The 18118-nt window shown below is 55.9% G+C and carries 16 protein-coding genes; all 16 read left to right on the forward strand.

Features of this window, described 5'->3' with window-relative positions:
- Positions 1-104 precede the first annotated feature (104 nt).
- The 16 genes from E1757_RS02575 to uraH all read left to right on the forward strand — a co-directional run bounded on the left by E1757_RS02575 (position 105) and on the right by uraH (position 18084).
- Positions 105-1199, forward strand: a complete 1095-nt coding sequence (locus E1757_RS02575) for an ABC transporter substrate-binding protein (protein WP_133225244.1) — start codon at positions 105-107, stop codon at positions 1197-1199.
- 148 nt (positions 1200-1347) lie between these two features.
- Positions 1348-2730 (forward strand): amidohydrolase family protein, encoded by a 1383-nt coding sequence (locus E1757_RS02580; protein ID WP_133225245.1) that lies wholly within the window; start codon positions 1348-1350, stop codon positions 2728-2730.
- A 49-nt stretch (positions 2731-2779) separates the two neighbouring features.
- On the forward strand, positions 2780-3526 hold the full coding sequence (locus tag E1757_RS02585) for an NAD(P)H-dependent oxidoreductase (RefSeq protein ID WP_133225246.1): 747 nt from the start codon (positions 2780-2782) through the stop codon (positions 3524-3526).
- Between the two features lie 54 nt (positions 3527-3580).
- Entirely contained in the window at positions 3581-4396 is an 816-nt protein-coding gene (locus E1757_RS02590) for a creatininase family protein (protein WP_133225247.1), read from the forward strand.
- A 78-nt stretch (positions 4397-4474) separates the two neighbouring features.
- Positions 4475-5257 (forward strand): ABC transporter ATP-binding protein, encoded by a 783-nt coding sequence (locus E1757_RS02595; protein ID WP_246079021.1) that lies wholly within the window; start codon positions 4475-4477, stop codon positions 5255-5257.
- A gap of 18 nt (positions 5258-5275) precedes the next feature.
- Entirely contained in the window at positions 5276-6613 is a 1338-nt protein-coding gene (locus tag E1757_RS02600; protein WP_133225249.1) for an FAD-binding oxidoreductase, read from the forward strand.
- Positions 6614-6711: 98 nt separating this feature from the next.
- Positions 6712-7527 carry an ABC transporter permease gene (locus tag E1757_RS02605; RefSeq protein WP_181956611.1) on the forward strand — a complete coding sequence of 272 codons (816 nt, stop codon included), beginning with the start codon at positions 6712-6714 and terminating at the stop codon, positions 7525-7527.
- Positions 7528-7603: 76 nt separating this feature from the next.
- A complete protein-coding gene (locus E1757_RS02610; protein WP_133225251.1) occupies positions 7604-8860 on the forward strand; it encodes an amidohydrolase family protein in 1257 nt (418 codons plus the stop codon).
- A 549-nt stretch (positions 8861-9409) separates the two neighbouring features.
- A complete protein-coding gene (locus E1757_RS02615; protein WP_133225252.1) occupies positions 9410-11011 on the forward strand; it encodes a PucR family transcriptional regulator in 1602 nt (533 codons plus the stop codon).
- Between the two features lie 78 nt (positions 11012-11089).
- Positions 11090-12145 carry an XdhC family protein gene (locus tag E1757_RS02620; protein ID WP_165971923.1) on the forward strand — a complete coding sequence of 352 codons (1056 nt, stop codon included), beginning with the start codon at positions 11090-11092 and terminating at the stop codon, positions 12143-12145.
- A gap of 307 nt (positions 12146-12452) precedes the next feature.
- Positions 12453-13337 (forward strand): FAD binding domain-containing protein, encoded by an 885-nt coding sequence (locus E1757_RS02625; RefSeq protein ID WP_133225254.1) that lies wholly within the window; start codon positions 12453-12455, stop codon positions 13335-13337.
- Positions 13338-13353: 16 nt separating this feature from the next.
- Positions 13354-15744 (forward strand): xanthine dehydrogenase subunit D, encoded by a 2391-nt coding sequence (pucD, locus tag E1757_RS02630; RefSeq protein WP_133225255.1) that lies wholly within the window; start codon positions 13354-13356, stop codon positions 15742-15744.
- Positions 15680-16213 carry a (2Fe-2S)-binding protein gene (locus E1757_RS02635; RefSeq protein WP_133225256.1) on the forward strand — a complete coding sequence of 178 codons (534 nt, stop codon included), beginning with the start codon at positions 15680-15682 and terminating at the stop codon, positions 16211-16213. The genes pucD and E1757_RS02635 overlap by 65 nt, the downstream gene beginning before the upstream one ends.
- Entirely contained in the window at positions 16210-16737 is a 528-nt protein-coding gene (gene uraD, locus E1757_RS02640; RefSeq protein ID WP_133225257.1) for a 2-oxo-4-hydroxy-4-carboxy-5-ureidoimidazoline decarboxylase, read from the forward strand. Before E1757_RS02635 ends, uraD begins: the two co-directional genes overlap by 4 nt.
- Complete coding sequence (gene pucL, locus E1757_RS02645) at positions 16724-17716, forward strand: factor-independent urate hydroxylase (protein WP_133225258.1); 993 nt, start codon at positions 16724-16726, stop codon at positions 17714-17716. Before uraD ends, pucL begins: the two co-directional genes overlap by 14 nt.
- Positions 17713-18084, forward strand: coding sequence for a hydroxyisourate hydrolase (gene uraH, locus E1757_RS02650; RefSeq protein ID WP_133225259.1), 372 nt, complete (start codon positions 17713-17715; stop codon positions 18082-18084). The genes pucL and uraH overlap by 4 nt, the downstream gene beginning before the upstream one ends.
- Positions 18085-18118 lie beyond the last annotated feature (34 nt).

Below are 18118 nucleotides of genomic sequence, written 5' to 3' on the forward strand. Positions count from 1 at the left end.
TATGTGTAAACTATATTGACTTATATATAACACGAAATTAAGATTAGTGCATAACAACGACATGCTTATAGCGGTCGGGGCTAATATGGAGGGGGAAGTGGAAGATGAAAATATTCAAACGCGCTACGATGTTTCGGGTTCAACGTCATGCTGTCATGTCGCTATGTTTGATCCTGCTGTTAGGTGTATTATCGGCTTGCGGGAATGCGGCCAAACCGGCCGGGACAGCGTCCGCGCCGAAGGCTGCGGATAACGCTTCTCCCAAACCTGCGGATGGCGGTGCGCCGGCTCCCGCCGCTCCTAAAGAGCTGATTAAAACGTCGCTCATTCTCAACTGGTTCGCCGAGCCTGAGCATGGCGGCAACTTCGCAGCGGTGGTCAAAGGCTTTTACAAAGATGCGGGCTTTGACATGACGTTAACGCCTGGCGGGCCGCAAGTTTCGGCGACTCAGATCGTCGCATCCGGAAAGGCGCAATTCGGCATGGCGAATGGCGACGATATTTTGGTGGCGAGACAGGAAGGGATTCCGGTTGTAGCGATCGCAACTTCGATGCAGAAGAGTCCACAGGCACTGTTTTACCACAAGGAAGACAAAAGCATTAAAGATTTCGGCGATTTGAACGGACATAAAGTATATGTAGCTTCCACTGCAAGTTTCTGGCAATATATAAAGAAGAAATATAAATTGGACAATGCGCAGGAAATGAAATATACGGGGCAATTGGTGAATTTCGTAAACGACCCGAATGCATTGACGCAAGGCTACATGACATCCGAGCCATTCACGCTGAAGCAGCAAAATGTCGAGATCGGTTCGCTGCTGGTGGCCGATTCCGGTTATAAAATTTATGCGGGCGTTTATTTTACAACGGAAAAAATGATTGCCGAGCATCCGGATCAGGTAAAAGCTTTCGTCGAAGCGACGGTTAAGGGCTGGGATTACTACAAGGATCATTCCGAAGAAATCAACCCGTTCATCAAAGAGAAAAACCCGGATATGGGCCTGGATATGATGAAATTCAGCGCGCAGCAGGAAATCGATTTTGTTTACGGCGGCGATGCGGCAACGATGGGTACCGGAATCATGACGAAGGAACGCTGGGTCGAGGTGCAGAAGCAGCTCGTCGATGTAGGCATATTGAAAAAGGAAGAAGATATCGACAAGGTGTTTACGACTAAATTTTTGCCCAAGAAGTGAACTCGTTCAACTTTGCTGAACATCGGGGAATCAGATGGGGACTCTACCCCACCTGTTCAAAGCCCACCTTAGAGGTGGGGGTCTTAACCCGATAAAGTTGTAATCGGATAAATTAGGGTAAGAGCAATTATATCGGGAGGTGGCCGCATTGGCTTCTTGTGCGGATTTGGATCTGTTGAATGTTCGATTACCTTTGGAAAATGAATCGTTATTGTATCGGATATCGGTTCGTGACGGAAAATGGGCCCGGGTCCAAGCTCAGGAAGCCACTGCGGTACAGCCGGATTTCGTTTCGCTGGAGCGGGGCGCGCTTCGCAAAGAGATTTATGACGGTTCGGCAGCCGGTCAGTTGGATCTGGAAGGTAAAATGCTGCTGCCGGGCTTTGTCGATTCGCATATGCATTTGGATAAATCGTTTTCGCTTACTGCGGTGGATAACGTGAGCGGGACGCTGGAGGAAGCGATTCGCAATTATGCCGCAGCGTCGCCGGATTTTACCAAATTCGAAATCAAATCAAGAATCATGCGCTCTTCATTGCAGGCATTGTCGTTCGGTACGACACATATTCGCACGCATCTTGATTTTAATATTAGAGCTTCGCGGGAAGTAGCTTTGCGGACGGTGGAGGCGGCGCTTGAAGCGAAGCAGCAGCTGGCGCCGTATATGACGCTGCAGCTGTTCCCCATGGTTCCCTTCGGGCTGGATGATTCCGGCTACGAGATTGTGGAAGAAGCGCTGCAGATGGGCGTGGACGGGATAGGCGGAGCGCCGCACTTGTCGCCGACGCCGAAGGAAGACATCGATCGTATTTTCGCATTGGCCGAGAAGTACGATCTGCCTATCGATCTGCACTCGGATGAGACGGATAATCCGCTCATGCGCACGGTCGAGCACACGGCGCTGCGTACGAAGGAGTATGGCTACAGGGGCAGGGTCACGGTCGATCATTTGTGTGCGCTCGCTTCGATGACCGATCAGGATGCGCATCAGGTCATCAGACGAATGGCTGATGCGGGTTTGAAGGCTGTTTCCCTGCCGGCCGTAAATTTGTATTTGCAAGGCAGGCTGGACGGTTACCCGGTGCGACGAGGGGTGACGCGGCTGAGGGAGATATGGGAGGCCGGCATCCCGATTGCGGTGGCCTCGGACAATATTCATGATCCGTTTCATCCGTTCGGACGCGGGGATTTGCTGCAAATTGCATTGATCGGATCGTATGCCGCCCATATGGGACGTCCGGCGGACTTGAGAACGCTGCTCCGCATGATCACGGATGTACCTGCATCGGTGCTTGGACTTGAGGGCTACGGGGTTAAGGCGGGCTGCGATGCGAATTTCGTCATTGCGGACGCAGAAACCCCGGAGGAGTTATTTACGCTGCTGCCTGAGCGCAGGTGGGTGTACAGCCGGGGGAAATGGCTGCGCGAGCCTGCGGCCAAGGCGCAATGGCGCGACAGCTCGCTGGCCGGCTGGTGGGAAGAAGCGAGCGAGGCGGTCTCGTTCCGGAAGCGGGAATCCGTGACGGAGTGAATGGTTCCGTAACGATCATCCATTTATCGGAAAAAGGGGGATGCTCGACATGGCGAATATACTCGTCGTTTATTACAGTGCATTCGGCCATGTGTTCCAAATGGCGCAGGCGGTTGCGGAAGGGGCAAACCGGGAGCCGGGCAGCGATGTTCGGATCGTGCGGATCGCCGAGATGGCTTCCCCGGCCAACCGGGTTATCGGGCTGGATCGGGAGCGAGGAAAACCGTCGGCGGAGGAGGTGTCGTCCGGGCAGGCTGTGCCTGCGGAATCGGAACGGCAGCTGTCCGGACGGTTTCGTCTGCAGGATCGGTACGCCAAGTATGAAGCTGTGCTTGAACTCCAAAATAACATTCCGATAGCGACGAATGAAGATTTGCGCTGGGCGGACGGCATTTTGTGGGGCTTTCCGACTTATTACGGCACGATGCCCGCGCAGGTGAAGCTGTTTCTTGAATTTGCCGGAGAGCTCTGCATCGACGGCGCATTGGAAGGCAAACCTGCCGGTATATTTAACAGTACGGCATCGATTCATACGGGCCATGAAGCGGCGATCTTGACGTCGATGGTGCCGTTATTCCATTTCGGCATGATATTCGTCGGGCTGCCTTATACGGAAAATCCGGAATATTTGACAGCAGACCCGATCGGCTGCTCGCCGTACGGAGCGTCGACCTTGGCGGGACCGGACAGCTCGTTGCAGCCGGATCGGAGGGAGCTTACGATGGCGTCGCGGTTGGGCGAAAGGGTGGCGCATGTCGCCGCAGCGCTTGCGCTGCACAAAATATCACAATCTTGATGCTTTCGGCAAACGGCAGACGGATTGCAGGAGAAACGCAAGGAGGAGCTTGATATGAAACATGGACGTTACGCAGGTGCGGGCAAGGCGTGGGATCGCTGCTTTTTTCCCCGCTTAAGCAAGTTGGAGGTAGAGCAGCTCCGCAAGGACGACGCGTTGATGGTGCTGCCGGTTGGCGCGGTTGAGCAGCATGGCCCGCACCTGCCGGTCTTTACCGATACTTTGATTTCCGAAACGGTGCTAACCGAAGCGTTCGAGCAGCTGCCGTACGATGCGAACATATGGCTGCTGCCGGCTGTCCCTTATGGCAAAAGCACGGAGCATCTCGGTCATCCGGGGACGATCTCGCTATCGGCCACGACGCTGATGGCGGTTGTCATGGATATTGCCAAAAGCTTGCGGCAGAGCCGGTTCGAGAAGCTGGTGCTTGTCAATACGCATGGCGGCAATGCGGATCTGCTTAATATGATGGCACGCGAAATCCGTATTGAAACGGGTATGGCTGTGTTTCGGCTTGATCCGGGCGGACTCGGTTCGGTGGATGAATGGATTGCTCCGGATGAAAAGAAGTACGGTATTCACGGCGGAGATGTGGAGACGTCGCTTGTGCTGGCGGCGCAACCGGATTGGGTGCGTATGGAGCTGGCGCCGGCGGAATTTCCGCGTTTTCCGGAATCCCGGTTCCTTCAGCTGCGCAACAAGGCTTTCGCATGGGTTATGAACGATTTGTCGCGATCCGGTATTTCCGGCGACGCCTCCAGGGCGACCGCAGAGAAAGGCGAAGCGATGGTGAAGCGGTATGGCGAGCATGTGGCTGCCGCACTGCTGGAAATGGCCCGATTTGATATGGAATCGTTCAAGCATGACTGATGGCGGCTGAGAGCATCTACAAAATCGGACGAACGGAGATGAAGGCGAATGCGGCACGAAGCGGAGGCGGCCGGTGTTATGGCGCCGGCGATAGAGGAAGCGGTGAAAAGCGGGTTTGTACGTATGGAAAATTTGTCCAAAACATATCCGAATGGAACGGTTGCTCTGCATGATGTGAATTTGACGATCCACGAAGGCGAGTTTTTATGCTTTGTCGGACCGTCGGGCTGCGGTAAATCGACTATTTTTAAAATCATTACCGGCCTCAGCTCGCCGAGCGGCGGCACGCTGGACGTGTTCGGCACGACGCCCAAGGAGGCGCGCAAGCAGAGCGACATTTCCTTCGTGTTCCAGGATCATACGCTGCTTCCGTGGTCGACTGTCGAATCGAATGTTCGGCTGCCGCTTGAGCTTCGCGGCGTCGATAAAAAAACGCAAAAAATCGAAGCGGAGCGCGTCCTCGAGATGGTCGGCCTGAAAGATTACATGAAGGTGCTGCCGCGACAGCTGTCCGGCGGGATGAAAATGCGCGTGTCCATTGCAAGGGCGCTCGTTTCGAGGCCCAAGCTGCTGCTGATGGATGAGCCGTTCGGCGCATTGGACGAGATTACGCGGCAGACACTGCAGAACGAGCTGCTCAATATTTGGCAGCAGGATAAAAAGATGACTGTGCTTTTTGTTACCCACAATGTGTTTGAATCGGTGTTTTTGTCCACCCGCGTCGTTGTCATGACGGCGCGCCCCGGTAAAATAGCGGCGACGCTCGACATTCCGGTTCCGTTTCCGCGGGACGACGAGTTCCGGACGGCACCCCGGTTTAACGAGCTTGTTCGCAAAGTATCCGCCGCCCTGCACCATTAAGAAAAGGAGTGAGAGCCGATGGCTGCTGAATTGAGCTGGGAACAAGAGATAATCAAGCTGCTGGGCGAGGAGATTATCGCGTTCGATGTGGAGACGAGGGAGAAGCTGTCCAAGGATTATTACTGGTATTCGCCGGTGCTCGATAACCGGTTGAAAGGGAATAAACCGGCCGATGGCGTCGCGCTCCCGCGCAGCGAGGCCGAGGTTGCCGCCGTGCTCGCCTTCGGTTACCGCTATCGCATTCCGGTTACGGTGCGCGGAGCGGGTACGGGAAATTACGGTCAGGCGGTTCCGCTCAAGGGCGGCATTGTGATGGATTTGAGCCGGATGGATCAAATTATGGAAATCGGCGACGGCTATGCCCGCGTGCAATGCGGCGTGCGGCTGGGCGTTCTGGATAAAACGGCGCGCGAAGCCGGACAGGAAATCCGCATTTATCCGAGCACGTATGTGAAGGCGACGGTGGGCGGCTTTGTCAGCGGCGGCTCCGGCGGTATCGGATCGATCACCTACGGCAATTTGTGGGACGGCAATGTGCTGGAGGCGGTCATCTATACGATGGAAGAGACGCCGCGCCGTCTCGTTGTAGCCGGCAAAGAGCTGTACGATTATATCCATAATTACGGAACGACCGGCATTATGACCGAGGTTACGGTTCCGCTTGCTCCGCGTACGGAGTGGATGCAGCTGATTGCCCAGTTTCCTTCCTTTGAATCGTCGATGCGTTTTGGCGAAGCGTTAGCGAAGGATGGAGCCGTCCATAAACGGTTGATCAGTCCGATGGAATGGCCGGTCCCTTCGTATTTCACGCCGTTGATCAAATCGATTATGCCGGATATGGCGGCGGTCATGCTGGAAATCGCCGACGGTCTGCTGCCGCAGGTCGAGGCGCTTGCACAGAGCTATGGCGGACAAATCGGTTATGCGGTCGGACCGGAAAAATACCGAAAAACGATCGGCGTATCGGACTTTACCTGGAATCATACGACATTGTGGGCGATGAAGACGGATGCGTCGCTTACGTATTTGCAGGCGGGGTTCGACCCTGCCGATTATATCGGACAAATCCGGATGATCAAAGACCGGTTCGGGGATGAAGTGCTGTTCCATTTTGAATGGGTCCGCGGCGGAGGCCGAGTGATACCGACAGCTCTGCCGCTCGTTTTTTATAAAAGCGAGGAAAGGCTCTACGAAATCATTCATTACTGCGAATCGATCGGAGTCAAAATTTTCGACCCTCACACATGGGTGCTCGATAACGGCGGCCGCGGTGAAGTGGGGAGTATGGAGCGCAGAAAACGTGTAAACGACCCGCAGGGCCTGCTCAATCCGGGCAAAATTATTTACGACGTCTAAGCGGAAGGAGAATGGTTATGGCGATGGATAAAGCTTATGCCCAGCTGTTTGAAGATGAGATATATCCGGCGCGCGAGCGAGCGGCTTGGACGTACCGGATGGAGGAAGGAGTATTTAAGGGCGGCGCTCTTCATGCTCTTGTCAAAAGGGTGCTTCCGCCGGTGGTCGCGTTTATCGTATTCATCGGGGGTTGGCAGCTGCTTGTCGCAATGCTGAATATTCCGGTGTATCTCGTACCGAAGCCGTCGGATATTGTCAATGCGGCCATTGAGAACCGGTACGATCTGTGGGTTTCGGTATCGACCACGACGATTGAGGCGGTGATCGGCTTTTTTCTGAGCGTGCTGCTCGGAGTGGCCGGCGCGATATTGCTGGCCAGCTCCAAAATGATCGAGCGAAGCGTATATCCATATGCGATTATATTGCAAACCATTCCTATCGTGGCGATAGCTCCGCTGATTGTCATCTGGTTCGACGCAGGGATGAACGCGATTGTCATCATCGCCTTCCTGATCGGCTTCTTCCCGATGCTGTCGAACACGCTGATCGGTCTTAATGCGACGGATCATAACATGAGCAATTTATTTTATTTGTATAATGCGAATCCGTTTCAGACGATGTGGAAGCTGCGCATTCCGGCAGCGCTCCCTTATATTGTGGCGGGTTTGAAAATATCGTGTACGCTTTGCGTCATCGGGGCGATTGTCGGAGAATATATTGCGGGAATCGGCGGCGACGCCGGAGGTCTCGGTTATGCGATTACGTATGCGGCGGCCCGGTTGAAAACGGCGTATTTATTCGCCTGCGGTTTGTCGGCGTCGGTGCTCGGCATCGGGTTCTTTTTACTCGTGAACGCATTTTCCAAGTGGGTGTTGAGCTCGTGGCATGAATCGGAAATGAGCCGCGACAACTAATGAGAAGATGGCACTAATCATGGCACTAATGGGAACATAGCGCAGCTAACTAACGGATGGGGGAAAAGGTGGGCTTATGTTGGATCTCGTATTTCGAAATGTGCTTGTTCCCCGGGCCGATGGAACGCAGGCTGCGGCCGATATCGGCGTACGGGAAGGCAGGCTTGCGGTGCTCGGCGCAGTTCCGCCGGGAACCGGAGAGCGGGAAATCGACGGCAGCGGCCTAATGGCTCTGCCGCCTTTTGTAGAATCGCACATTCATCTTGATACGGTGCTGACCGCCGGAGAGCCTGCGTGGAATGAAAGCGGCACACTGTTCGAAGGCATCGGGCTGTGGCAGCGGCGCAAGCTGAGCCTGACGACGGACGATGTGAGGCGGAGGGCGGAAGAGGTGCTCCGTCGGCAAGCGGCTTTCGGAATCTTGCATGTCCGTACGCAGGCTGACATCTCGGACCCTGATTTGGTGGCGCTGCGTGCGCTGCTGGAGCTGCGGGAACGGGTGAAGCCTTTTGTCCGGCTGCAGGTGATCGCATTTCCCCAGGACGGAATCCGGGCCTGCCCGGACAACGAACGCCGACTGGAGGAGGCGCTTGAGCTTGGGGCCGACGGAATCGGCGCGGTTCCGCATTTGGAGCCGACCCGCGAGGAAGGGTTGGCTTCGCTAGATGTATGCTTCCGGCTTGCCGAAAAGCATGGCTGCTTCGTACATGTTTTTTGCGATGAAATCGATGATGCCCACTCCACGTTTATCGAGACGGTTGCGCATTTGGCGATGACGACCGGCTTGCGGGAGCGGGTGACGGCAAGCCATGCGAACGCGACCGCCTATTATGGCGAGGCGTATTTTCGCAAGCTGCTCGGGCTGCTTGTCCGCTCGGGGATCAATGTCGTATGCTGCCCGCTCATTAACAGTGCGATGCAGGGCAGGCTGGACGGCGCTCCGAAAGGGCGCGGCATCGCGAGGATTAAGGAGATGTGGCAGGCGGGCATCAATGTCAGCATTGCCCATGACGATATCCAGAGCCCGTTTTATCCGCTGGGCACCGGCAGTGTGCTGCAGGCCGCCCATATCGCGGCGCATCTTGCCCATATGACCGGCCGCGAGGAGCTGGCCGAGCTGGTGCGGATGATTACGGTTCGGGCGGCAAGGACGCTCTGTCTTGGAGAAACGTACGGGCTGGAAGCAAACAGACCGGCCAGCTTCGTTCTCCTGCCGGTTTCCGATGCGGCGGATCTTCTTCGCCGGCAGCCGGAATGCCGGTATGTCGTAAGCGGCGGCCGCATCATTGCCGAAACTCTGCCTCCGGCAACCAGCTTATCGCTTTCCTGGTAAAACGGATGCAGAACGAAAACGAGCCGCCCGGTTCCCACAAACGAACCGGGCGTTTTTTTCGGCTTGTCATTGATACTGGTGTTGCTGCAGCGAGCCGATATAGCGATGCAGCGCGCTGAGAATGGATTGTCGAAATCGGTTGCGCACCGTTTCGGGCTATTGCGAATCAATTACAGTTCACCACGCTAAACTCTCCACGAAATGCCTTAACCAACGTAATTAATCTTGCTGCTTCGCTTTATTGACGTTCTTTAGACTTTGAATCCTCTAGGAACAAAATACTTTTTCAACCGACTTCAATTGCTGGCAATATGTTAATAATGTGTAATGTTATATAACATTTAAATTGAAAATCGACCACCCATTTTGAAATAATACCCAATAAAAGGAAAGTATAAGGCGATTTTATTATAATTTTTGTCTTTTTTCCACAACGATCCATTGTTATTTTGGAAATATGTGAATATAATGTTATATAATCTAACGTAATTATTGCCTCCGTGTCCGTATAATATTGAAGCATTCCACTTTGGGAGAGGGGAGCTGCGAATGAACATTACAGTTGAACAGGCGATGAGCATTTATCCGCTGTCCGAAGGGCGGTTGATTGCCGGGAAGGACGGCTCCTCGCGCATCGTTAAATCGGTCAATGTGATGGACGCTCCGGATATAACGGAGTGGATCAAGGAAGGCGAGATGCTGTTCACCACCGCATATCTGATGAAGGATCATCCGGAGGAGGCCGTCGGGCTGCTGCGCAAGCTGGATGCCAGAGGCTCCGCCGGACTAGGCGTCAAGCTCGGGCGTTTCTGGACGCATATTCCCGAGCCGATCGTCGAGGAGGCGGACCGGCTGCAGTTTCCGCTGATCGAGCTCCCGTTTCAATTTACGTTTTCCGATCAGATGAGCGGGTTGTTTTATGCCGAGATGGAGCGCAACACAAAATCGCTTCACAAGCTGCTGGAGAAGCAAAAAAAGCTGATGCAGTTCGCGCTGAAGTCGGGGTTCGAAACGGATTTTTTCAGCAAGGTGCTGGCTATTATCGGATATCCGTTTGCCGTGGTCAGCTCGCGGGGACAGATGGTGTTCAACGCTTCGTCCCATCCCGACGGACAGCTGTTGAAGGAGTGGCCATGGCGTCAACAGGATCAATGGGAGCGGATGGAATATGGAGGCTATTACCGGATAGCGCTTGAATATAAGCAGGAATGTATCGGAACGGTATTGTTTTTCCCGCACGGGGCGCTTCATTTAAAGGAAGAGGAAGGGCTGTTCCACCAGACGGCAGAGATGATTGCACACCATATGAGCTACATTTTCAGAGACGCGCTCGAACAGTCGTTAAATAAAGATTTGGGAGAACTGTTTGCCCGATATTTAAATCAACTTGCGCCGATCGACATGCTGGTGGACTACGCGGATCATCTGGGCGTTCGAGTGCTGGACCGGGCCTACCAATGCGTGCTGACGAAGCTGTCCACTTCCGACCGGGAAGGACGGAGTAAACAGTTTTTCCAGGAAGTTCGCGAGGAGTTTGCGTACAATCCTGTTTTTCGCGACTTGGAGGTTGTTCATTTCGTGGTTGAGGAAGGCGTGTTCTCGATATTCCGGGCGGATGCGTTCGACAATGCGGGGAAGCTGGCGGGTCTCTTGTCCCGTTGCTTCGAATATATCGTGAACAAAGGTATCATTTCGCAAATCCGGCTCTCCGTCAGTTCTAAAAAATCGAAGCCGGAGCTGCTCCGCCAGGCGTATACGGAATGCTCGGACGCATTGAAATTGTCGGAAAGACTGGGGATGAGCGACCGCATTGTGCAGTTCGGATCGATCGAGCTGGCTTATGTATTCCAGCATGTGACTCCGGAAAAGATGAAGGCTTACAGCGATGAGGTTTTGTCGGAGCTGCTGGCCAAGGATCCGGATTATTCGCAGGAAATGCTGCGGACGCTGGAACTGTTTTTGGAGCATGACGGTCAGGTGAACGAAGCTGCCAAGCATTTGTTTGTGCATCGCAACACGGCCGCTTACCGGCTGGAAAAAATCGGCGAGATGCTGAGCGTCGATTTTAAAAAAATCGACGATTTGCTGCGCTTGAAGCTCGCTTTTGTTTTTCGCAGGATGGTAGAGGAGAAGCGCGGGACGAATCCGTAGACAGGCGGAGCTTGGCGAGCTTGGTTTGCAATACGGTACGGGATGAACATAAACGACAACAACGAAAGCGGTGGTTATATGGATTTCCATGAGCTGCTGGGCCGCTGGGTTATGGAACGAACAACCCGTGAATCGGCGCTGGCTACGATTGTAAAGGTACAGGGGCATGCTTATCGCAAGCTGGGAGCGTCGATGCTGCTGTTCAACGATGGAGAGAAGCTCGGCGGGATCAGCCCCGGTTGTTTGGAGGCGGATTTGGCGGAGCGGGTAGCGGATACGCTCGTCTGCGGGGAGGCGCAATACATCGAATATGACATGCGGAATACCGATGATTTGGGTTGGGGGGAAGCGGTAGGCTGCGGCGGAGCGATTCATGTGCTGCTGGAGCCCGTCGATGAGCGGCTGCAAGAAGTGATGTCATCGGTAAAGCGCAGCTTGGACGACGGAAACGCCTGCCTGTGGAGGCGGCAATGGGATGGCGACGGGCATGTAAGCCACAAGGTCGAGCTGACGGAAAATCAGGCGCTGCACGCTGCGGCCGGAGCCATGTCGGTCGAAATATATTGCGAGCCGCGTCCGCGATTGATTTTGTTCGGAGCCGGCAGCGATGCGGAGCCGCTGGCGGCGCTTGCTGCAAAGGCCGGATTCCAGGTGGTCGTAGCGGATTGGCGCGAAGCGTTATGCTGCAGCGGCAAGTTTCCGGACAGCTGCGACTTCGTGATCGGATCGCCTGTCGAATGCATGGAAAAGCTGCAGATCGGCAGTGCCGACTATGTTGTCATTATGAGCCATCAGCTGGAGCGTGATCGTCAATGTCTGGAGCTGCTATGGCCTTTGGCGCCTCGTTATGTAGGCCTGCTCGGATCGAAAACCCGGGCTGCCCGCATACTGGAAGGGCGAATGCCGCCCGCCTGGCTTCATTATCCGGTCGGGCTGCCGATAGGTGCGGAAGGGCCGGAGGAAATCGCAATCAGCGCGGCGGCACAGCTTATAGCGGTGAAGCGCAGGATGCTGACACCGGTAGAAAGGAGAAACGTCCGCGGGCAGCAAGGCGGCAGGCATTTATTTGGCGGCGGATCAAAGCCGGCGTATGGGGGATTCGAAGCTTTCGACCCGGCTCGGCTGCGGCGGTAAGCGGGGGGATGCTCTGCGGGTAAGGTCGTTTTTTAAAAAAACATGTTATTTTATGTAACAGGAATTTAAAAAATCATGCATGAATCACAAAAAAATCGGCTCAATTTGTTATGGGATACGAATGTTTGTTATGTTTGTTGACGCGCATGTGACGCATTTGTATAGTTTAAATACCAGCTGCCAGGAGATGCAAAGGCAGCACAACCGGAAAAGGGGGTAAATGCGGTAACGGTAGAGCGGTAAAAGCCGCGCAGCGGAAACAGCCTTTGAATACAGCTTATGGCGAAGGAAAAAGGGGGAGATTCTCATGGCGGCGGGATTGTATCCGAATCCGGAATTTCAAAGCTACGTGTGGCAGCCCCGTACATTGTCGGAGGCGTGGCAGCTCAAGCAGCGGCTTGCGGAGCAGGCGGTATTTGTTGCCGGAGGCACGCTGCTCAGAACGCACTGGGAATCGGGAACGGCAGCGATGCCGCCCCATCTCGTCAGTCTGCAATTTCTCCCGGAATTGCGCCGCATTCAATCGGATCGGGGACATATTCGCATCGGTTCGGCGGCCGCATTGTCAGCCTGCCAGCGCGACCCGGAAGTTCCCGAACTGCTGAAGGCGGCCTGCCGTCAGATCGCCGCACCTTCCATCCGCAATGTCGGAACCATCGGCGGCAACATCATGTCGGCTGTAGGCGACACGCTCCCCGCGCTTTTGGCGGCGGATGCCCGGCTGGCTTGGTTTGACGGGCAGGGCACGATACTCCAATCGGCAGCCGATTGGCTTGCGCAAAGGCGGCTGCACAACGCGTTCATAGAACAGCGTCTGCTCGTTGAGGTCGTTATTCCGGAGGAGACGGAAACGGAGTTTCAATTTTATGAAAAGCTGGGCAGAAGGGAAACGTTTTGCCCCTCGGTCGCGATCGTTGCCGGAGCTTTCCGTTCCGATCCGGACGGCAAGCTGCTGCATATCCGGCTGGCAGCAGGCAGCGCCGCCGCTTCGGCCATTCGTTTGACGGGGGCGGAAGCGCTGCTTCAAGGACAAAGATTGAGCTTGCGGCTGATTCAATCCGTACATGCGTGGATCATAGAGCATTGGGACGGAGGAGCGGACGCTTTCGCCTCCAATGCGTACCGGCGGCAGGCGGCCGCTAATCTGATTGCAGCGGCGCTGTGGAGCCGGATTCCCGGCGGCAGCCGATGAGAAAGGTGGGAGTGCGATGCTGCTGGATAAACAAACAGCCGGAGCGAGGTGGCATACCCGCCCCGACGGATTGGATAAAGTAGCGGGCCGGCTGACGTATTTGACGGATATGAGCCTGACGGATATGGCCTATGGCGCCATTTTGCGCAGCGAGCATCCGCATGCCCGCATTTTAAGCATAGATACGAAGCGCGCGGAGCAGCTCCCCGGCGTTTATGCGGTTGTCACGCACCGGGATGTGCCTGGCATGAATTTGTTCGGTATTGCGACCCCCGACCAGCCGGTGCTGTGCCAGGATCGCGTCCGTTATATCGGCGATGCGGTCGCCGCCGCAGCGGCGGAGAGCAAGGAGCTTGCGGAATATGCGCTTTCTTTAATAAATGTAGTCTATGAGCCGCTCCCGGTAATCGACAGTCCCGAAGCCGGATTGCGTCCGGACGCTCCCAAGCTGCATCCGAACGGCAATGTGCTTCACCGGACGGAATATAAACGTGGGCGGGCGGAGGATGCTTTTGCAGACTGCGCTTATGTGACAGAGAACTCGTACTGTACGCCGCGCCAAATGCACGCCTATATGGAAACGGAGGGAGGGCTGTTCGTCCCGGAGATCGGCGGGGGGCTGACGGTATTTGCGCCTACGCAGCACGGCTACAAGGACAGAATGCAGCTGTCGCGCATTCTCGCTATCCCGGAATCCGACATTCGCGTCGTATCCAGTCCGATCGGCGGTTCGTTCGGCGGCAAGGATGAATTGAATGTGCAGCCTTACGGCGCGCTGCTGGCGCTCGCAAGCGGCCGTCCGGTCAAGCTGCATCAATCGCGCATGGAGTCGGTTCGCGCCGGCTTGAAGCGCCATCCGATGACCGTCACGATGCGAACGGGCATTGACGCGAACGGCAAGCTGCTGGCGCATTCGGTTCGCATCACGGCGGACACGGGGGCATATGCGACTTTGGGCGCTCCCGTGCTGAATTTTGCTACCGAGCATGCGCAGGGACCCTACCGGATTCCACACGTATCCGTGGAGGGGGTATCGGTGTATACGAACAACGGCGTGTCAGGCGAGTTTCGCGGCTTCGGCGGCAATCAGGTCATTTTCGCGCTGGAAGGCCAAATCGACCGGCTGGCCGAAGCGGCCGGCATCGACCCGTGGGAGCTGCGCAGCCGCAATCTTCGCGAAAGCGGCGATCCGGGTCCGTTCGAACAGCGCATCGTGCCGACGGACGGGGCGCGGCAAGTATGGGCATCGGTCGCGGGCTCCCGGCTGATGGGCCGGCGCGGAATTTCCCGTGGCGGCAACCCGCCATGGCTCCGTTATGGCACGGGCGCAGCCATTGCGATGCACGGCTCGGGTCTTGGGTACGGGCTGCCCGATCCTGCCGGAGGCAGGCTCAGGCTGAACGAACATGGACGGATCGAGGCCTCTTTCGGATATGAGGAATTTGGCCAAGGGCTTATCGCTACGCTGGAAATTTTATTGATCGAGCGCTTCGGCTGCTCCAAGTCCGATGTCGATATCGTGATTGGAGATACGGCGCGGGTGCCGCATAGCGGCTCCAGCACGGCTTCACGGGCAACCAGCATGATGTGGCAGGCTTTGGCGCGGATGGGGCCGGAATTTTCACGGAAGCTGGTCGCTGCGGCCTCCGGGCTGACCGGCATCCCGGCCGGCATGCTGGAGACAGGGCAGGGTGGGATCTGGCGCAAAAGCGCCGCGGCCGCGGCCGGCGAATCAGCTGCAGGGTTAGCGTCGCGGACGGAGCCTGCTTCCGGTCCGGTCATCAGCTACAGCGAGTTGGCGGAACGGATCGCGGACGCACCGATCGAATGCGAGTCTGCATTCGATTTCCCGACAACGCCGGATGAAATATTCGGAGCTCATTATTTATACACGTATACGGCTCTGGCCGTAGAAGTCGAAGTGAATCTGTTAACCGGAAAAGTCAGGGTGACGGATCAATATCACGCCGTCGCCGCCGGGCCTGTGGTGAACCCGATGGGCTATCTCGGCCAAATCGAAGGGGCGAGCAGCATGGCGATCGGCTTCTCGTTGACGGAAGACGCTGTGATGAAGGATAGCCGCTATTTGACGAACAATTTCGACTCGTATTTGATTCCGACCGTCAAGGATATGCCGGCGGCGCTGCAGTTGGATGCGATCGATAAACTGCCGGAAGGAGATCCGTTCGGTCCAAGGGGCGTAGGCGAAATCGGCACGGTTGCCGTAGCGCCCGCCATTGCCGCCGCCGTTCACAGCGCTGTAGGCGTGCGGGTTCGGAAGCTGCCGATTGCGCCCGGGGATCTTATATCGGAGCCGTTCGGATGGATGGGAGGGAACGCTGATGATTCAACGGGTACCGGGTCATATGCTGTCGCTGAGGATCAACGGCAGGCCGATGAAGCTTGACGTATCGCCGTCCCGCCGCGTGATCGATCTGCTGCGGGACGATTTGGTAATGACCGGGACGAAAGTAGCTTGTGAAATCGGGCGATGCGGCGCTTGCATGATTTTACTCGACGGCCAGCCCGTTAATGCATGCCTCCTGATGGCTTACCAGCTGGAGGGCCGGTCGGTCGTCACCATCGAGGGACTGTCCGACGGGGAAAAGCTGCATCCCGTTCAACAGGCTTTTTTGGAGGAAGGCGGCTTTCAATGCGGCTACTGTACGCCGGGCATGGTCATTTCGCTTGCCGGCTTGCTGGAGCATAACCCGGAGCCGACCCAGGATGAGCTTGCGGACGGTCTGTCCGGCAATCTGTGCCGGTGTACGGGCTATGGCGGCATCCTGCGCGCGGCTGAATCGGCCGTACGAAAAATGAGCCGCCCGGCAGCACAGATTGCGGCTGCGGAACAGGAGAAGGAGTCCCGATCATGAAAACCTACGCGATCCGACAATTGAACCTGATGGACCGGCGGTCATTTACGGACGCGCTGGGCGAAATTTTCGAGCATTCCCCATGGATCGCGGAGCGGGCCTGGAATTCGCGCCCATTTGCCGGCAAGGAACAGCTGCATGCGGTTATGCTGACCATTGTAGACGAGGCCTGCGAGGAGGAAAAGCTCGGGCTGATCAGGGCTCATCCGGATTTAGGGGCGCGGCTGCGCATGAGCGAGCTGTCGGTCAACGAGCAAAAGGGAGCCGGGCTATCGGAGCTGACAGCCGACGAGTTTGCCGAATTCAGCGCCTGCAACCAGGCTTATACGCAGCGGTTCGGGTTTCCTTTTATCATCGCCGTCAAAGGCAAATCGAAGGAAGCGATTTTGGAAGCGATGAAGCATAGGCTGACGCTGGATCGCGAGGAGGAAAAGCGGCAAGCGCTGAATCAAATCGCCGCTATTACCCGTTTTCGGCTCAATGATTTGATTCCATTGGAGGAGGAGAGCAATGATGGAGCATAATTCAATCAAACGCACCATGCATTACGGAAAAGGGGATGTCCTTGTTTATCGTACATTCGTTAAACCGCTGCACGTTCAGCCGATTCCGGAATCCGCTTTTACCGGAACGGACAATGTCGTTTTCGCGTTGAACGTCAAAATTACCGTATGGGCGGATGCTCTCCTGTCCTCTTTTTCGGAAGGAGATAACACGCTGGTCGTTGCGACCGATTCGATGAAAAATTTTATTTTGCGGCGTACGGCCGATTTTACGGGAAGTACGGTGGAGTCGTATTTACAGTTTATGGCGACTGTTTTCATGGATAAATATACGCATTTGACAGGCATTGAGCTGTCGGCCGAACGCATTCCGTTCGATCCGGTACTCGTCCCGTCCGATGAGACTCCGTTTCAGGAAAGCGGACTTGTGTATCGTCATTCCCGCAACGAAAGCGGTGTGTATACCTTTAGGATGGAACGCGGCGAAAACGGCTACCGGATCGTCGGGCAATCCGCCAAGCTGTCCAACCTGCATCTGATCAAAGTCAAAGGCAGCATGTTTGCCGGGTTTGTGCGTGACGAATACACGACGCTGGCCGAAAGCTTCGACCGCCCTTTATATATTTATTTAAATATCGGCTGGGAATACGCGGATTATGGAGATGCGCTGCTGGAAGAAGCGGAACGTTATGTGCCCGCGGAGCAGATCAGCGATATTACCCACACGCTGTTTCATCAACTGAACAGCCCGTCCATCCAAAAGTTAATTTACGATGTCGGTCTGCGCATTCTTGAGCGGTACCCGCAGCTCGGCAAAGTATGGTTCGAATCGAATAACCGGACCTGGGAAACGATCGTTGAGCAGGTTCCGGGCTCTGAGGGCAGAGTCTACACCGAGCCGCGACCGCCATACGGCTTCCAGGGCTTCTCCATGACCCGGAGCGATCTGCAGGCGGCGAAGCGGGTGCAGGAGGCCGCCGCAGCGGCGGAATCGAAATGAGCGGGCGGCTGACCTCCCATGTTCTGGAGCTGTCCGCCGGGCGGCCGGCGCAAGGGATGCGTCTGACGCTGTACCGGCTGTCGGAAGCAGACGGCGCCGTCAAGCTCGCCGAGGCGGTGACGAATCGCGACGGCCGGCTGGACGAACCGCTGCTGAACGGCGGCAGCATGGAGACGGGGACTTACGAGCTGCTGTTTGAAGTCGGCGAGTATTACCGGAGCCGGAGCCGGGGGCAATTGCAGGAGCTGGAGCCGCCGGGCTTATGGGAGGCTGTTCCGATCCGGTTTCGCATCGGCAGCACGGAGGAGCATTATCATATCCCGCTGCTGATCGCTCCAGGCGGATACAGCACGTATCGGGGCAGCTGATCGTCGACGTTTGTCTGCAAGAAGGAGGAGAGGC

Origin of the sequence: Paenibacillus piri (assembly GCF_004354045.1) — a bacterium.
Lineage (GTDB): Bacteria > Bacillota > Bacilli > Paenibacillales > NBRC-103111 > Paenibacillus_S > Paenibacillus_S piri.

Excerpts from the sequence above, each read along its gene's own strand:
- uraD (WP_133225257.1), top strand. The coding sequence starts at position 16,210 with ATGAAAACCTACGCGATCCGACAATTGAACCTGATGGACCGGCGGTCA.
- pucD (WP_133225255.1), top strand. The coding sequence starts at position 13,354 with ATGCTGCTGGATAAACAAACAGCCGGAGCGAGGTGGCATACCCGCCCC.
- E1757_RS02635 (WP_133225256.1), top strand. The coding sequence starts at position 15,680 with ATGATTCAACGGGTACCGGGTCATATGCTGTCGCTGAGGATCAACGGC.
- E1757_RS02605 (WP_181956611.1), top strand. The coding sequence starts at position 6,712 with ATGGAGGAAGGAGTATTTAAGGGCGGCGCTCTTCATGCTCTTGTCAAA.
- E1757_RS02625 (WP_133225254.1), top strand. The coding sequence starts at position 12,453 with ATGGCGGCGGGATTGTATCCGAATCCGGAATTTCAAAGCTACGTGTGG.
- E1757_RS02575 (WP_133225244.1), top strand. The coding sequence starts at position 105 with ATGAAAATATTCAAACGCGCTACGATGTTTCGGGTTCAACGTCATGCT.
- uraH (WP_133225259.1), top strand. The coding sequence starts at position 17,713 with ATGAGCGGGCGGCTGACCTCCCATGTTCTGGAGCTGTCCGCCGGGCGG.
- pucL (WP_133225258.1), top strand. The coding sequence starts at position 16,724 with ATGATGGAGCATAATTCAATCAAACGCACCATGCATTACGGAAAAGGG.
- E1757_RS02610 (WP_133225251.1), top strand. The coding sequence starts at position 7,604 with ATGTTGGATCTCGTATTTCGAAATGTGCTTGTTCCCCGGGCCGATGGA.
- E1757_RS02620 (WP_165971923.1), top strand. The coding sequence starts at position 11,090 with ATGGATTTCCATGAGCTGCTGGGCCGCTGGGTTATGGAACGAACAACC.
- E1757_RS02590 (WP_133225247.1), top strand. The coding sequence starts at position 3,581 with ATGAAACATGGACGTTACGCAGGTGCGGGCAAGGCGTGGGATCGCTGC.
- E1757_RS02595 (WP_246079021.1), top strand. The coding sequence starts at position 4,475 with ATGGCGCCGGCGATAGAGGAAGCGGTGAAAAGCGGGTTTGTACGTATG.
- E1757_RS02600 (WP_133225249.1), top strand. The coding sequence starts at position 5,276 with ATGGCTGCTGAATTGAGCTGGGAACAAGAGATAATCAAGCTGCTGGGC.
- E1757_RS02615 (WP_133225252.1), top strand. The coding sequence starts at position 9,410 with ATGAACATTACAGTTGAACAGGCGATGAGCATTTATCCGCTGTCCGAA.
- E1757_RS02585 (WP_133225246.1), top strand. The coding sequence starts at position 2,780 with ATGGCGAATATACTCGTCGTTTATTACAGTGCATTCGGCCATGTGTTC.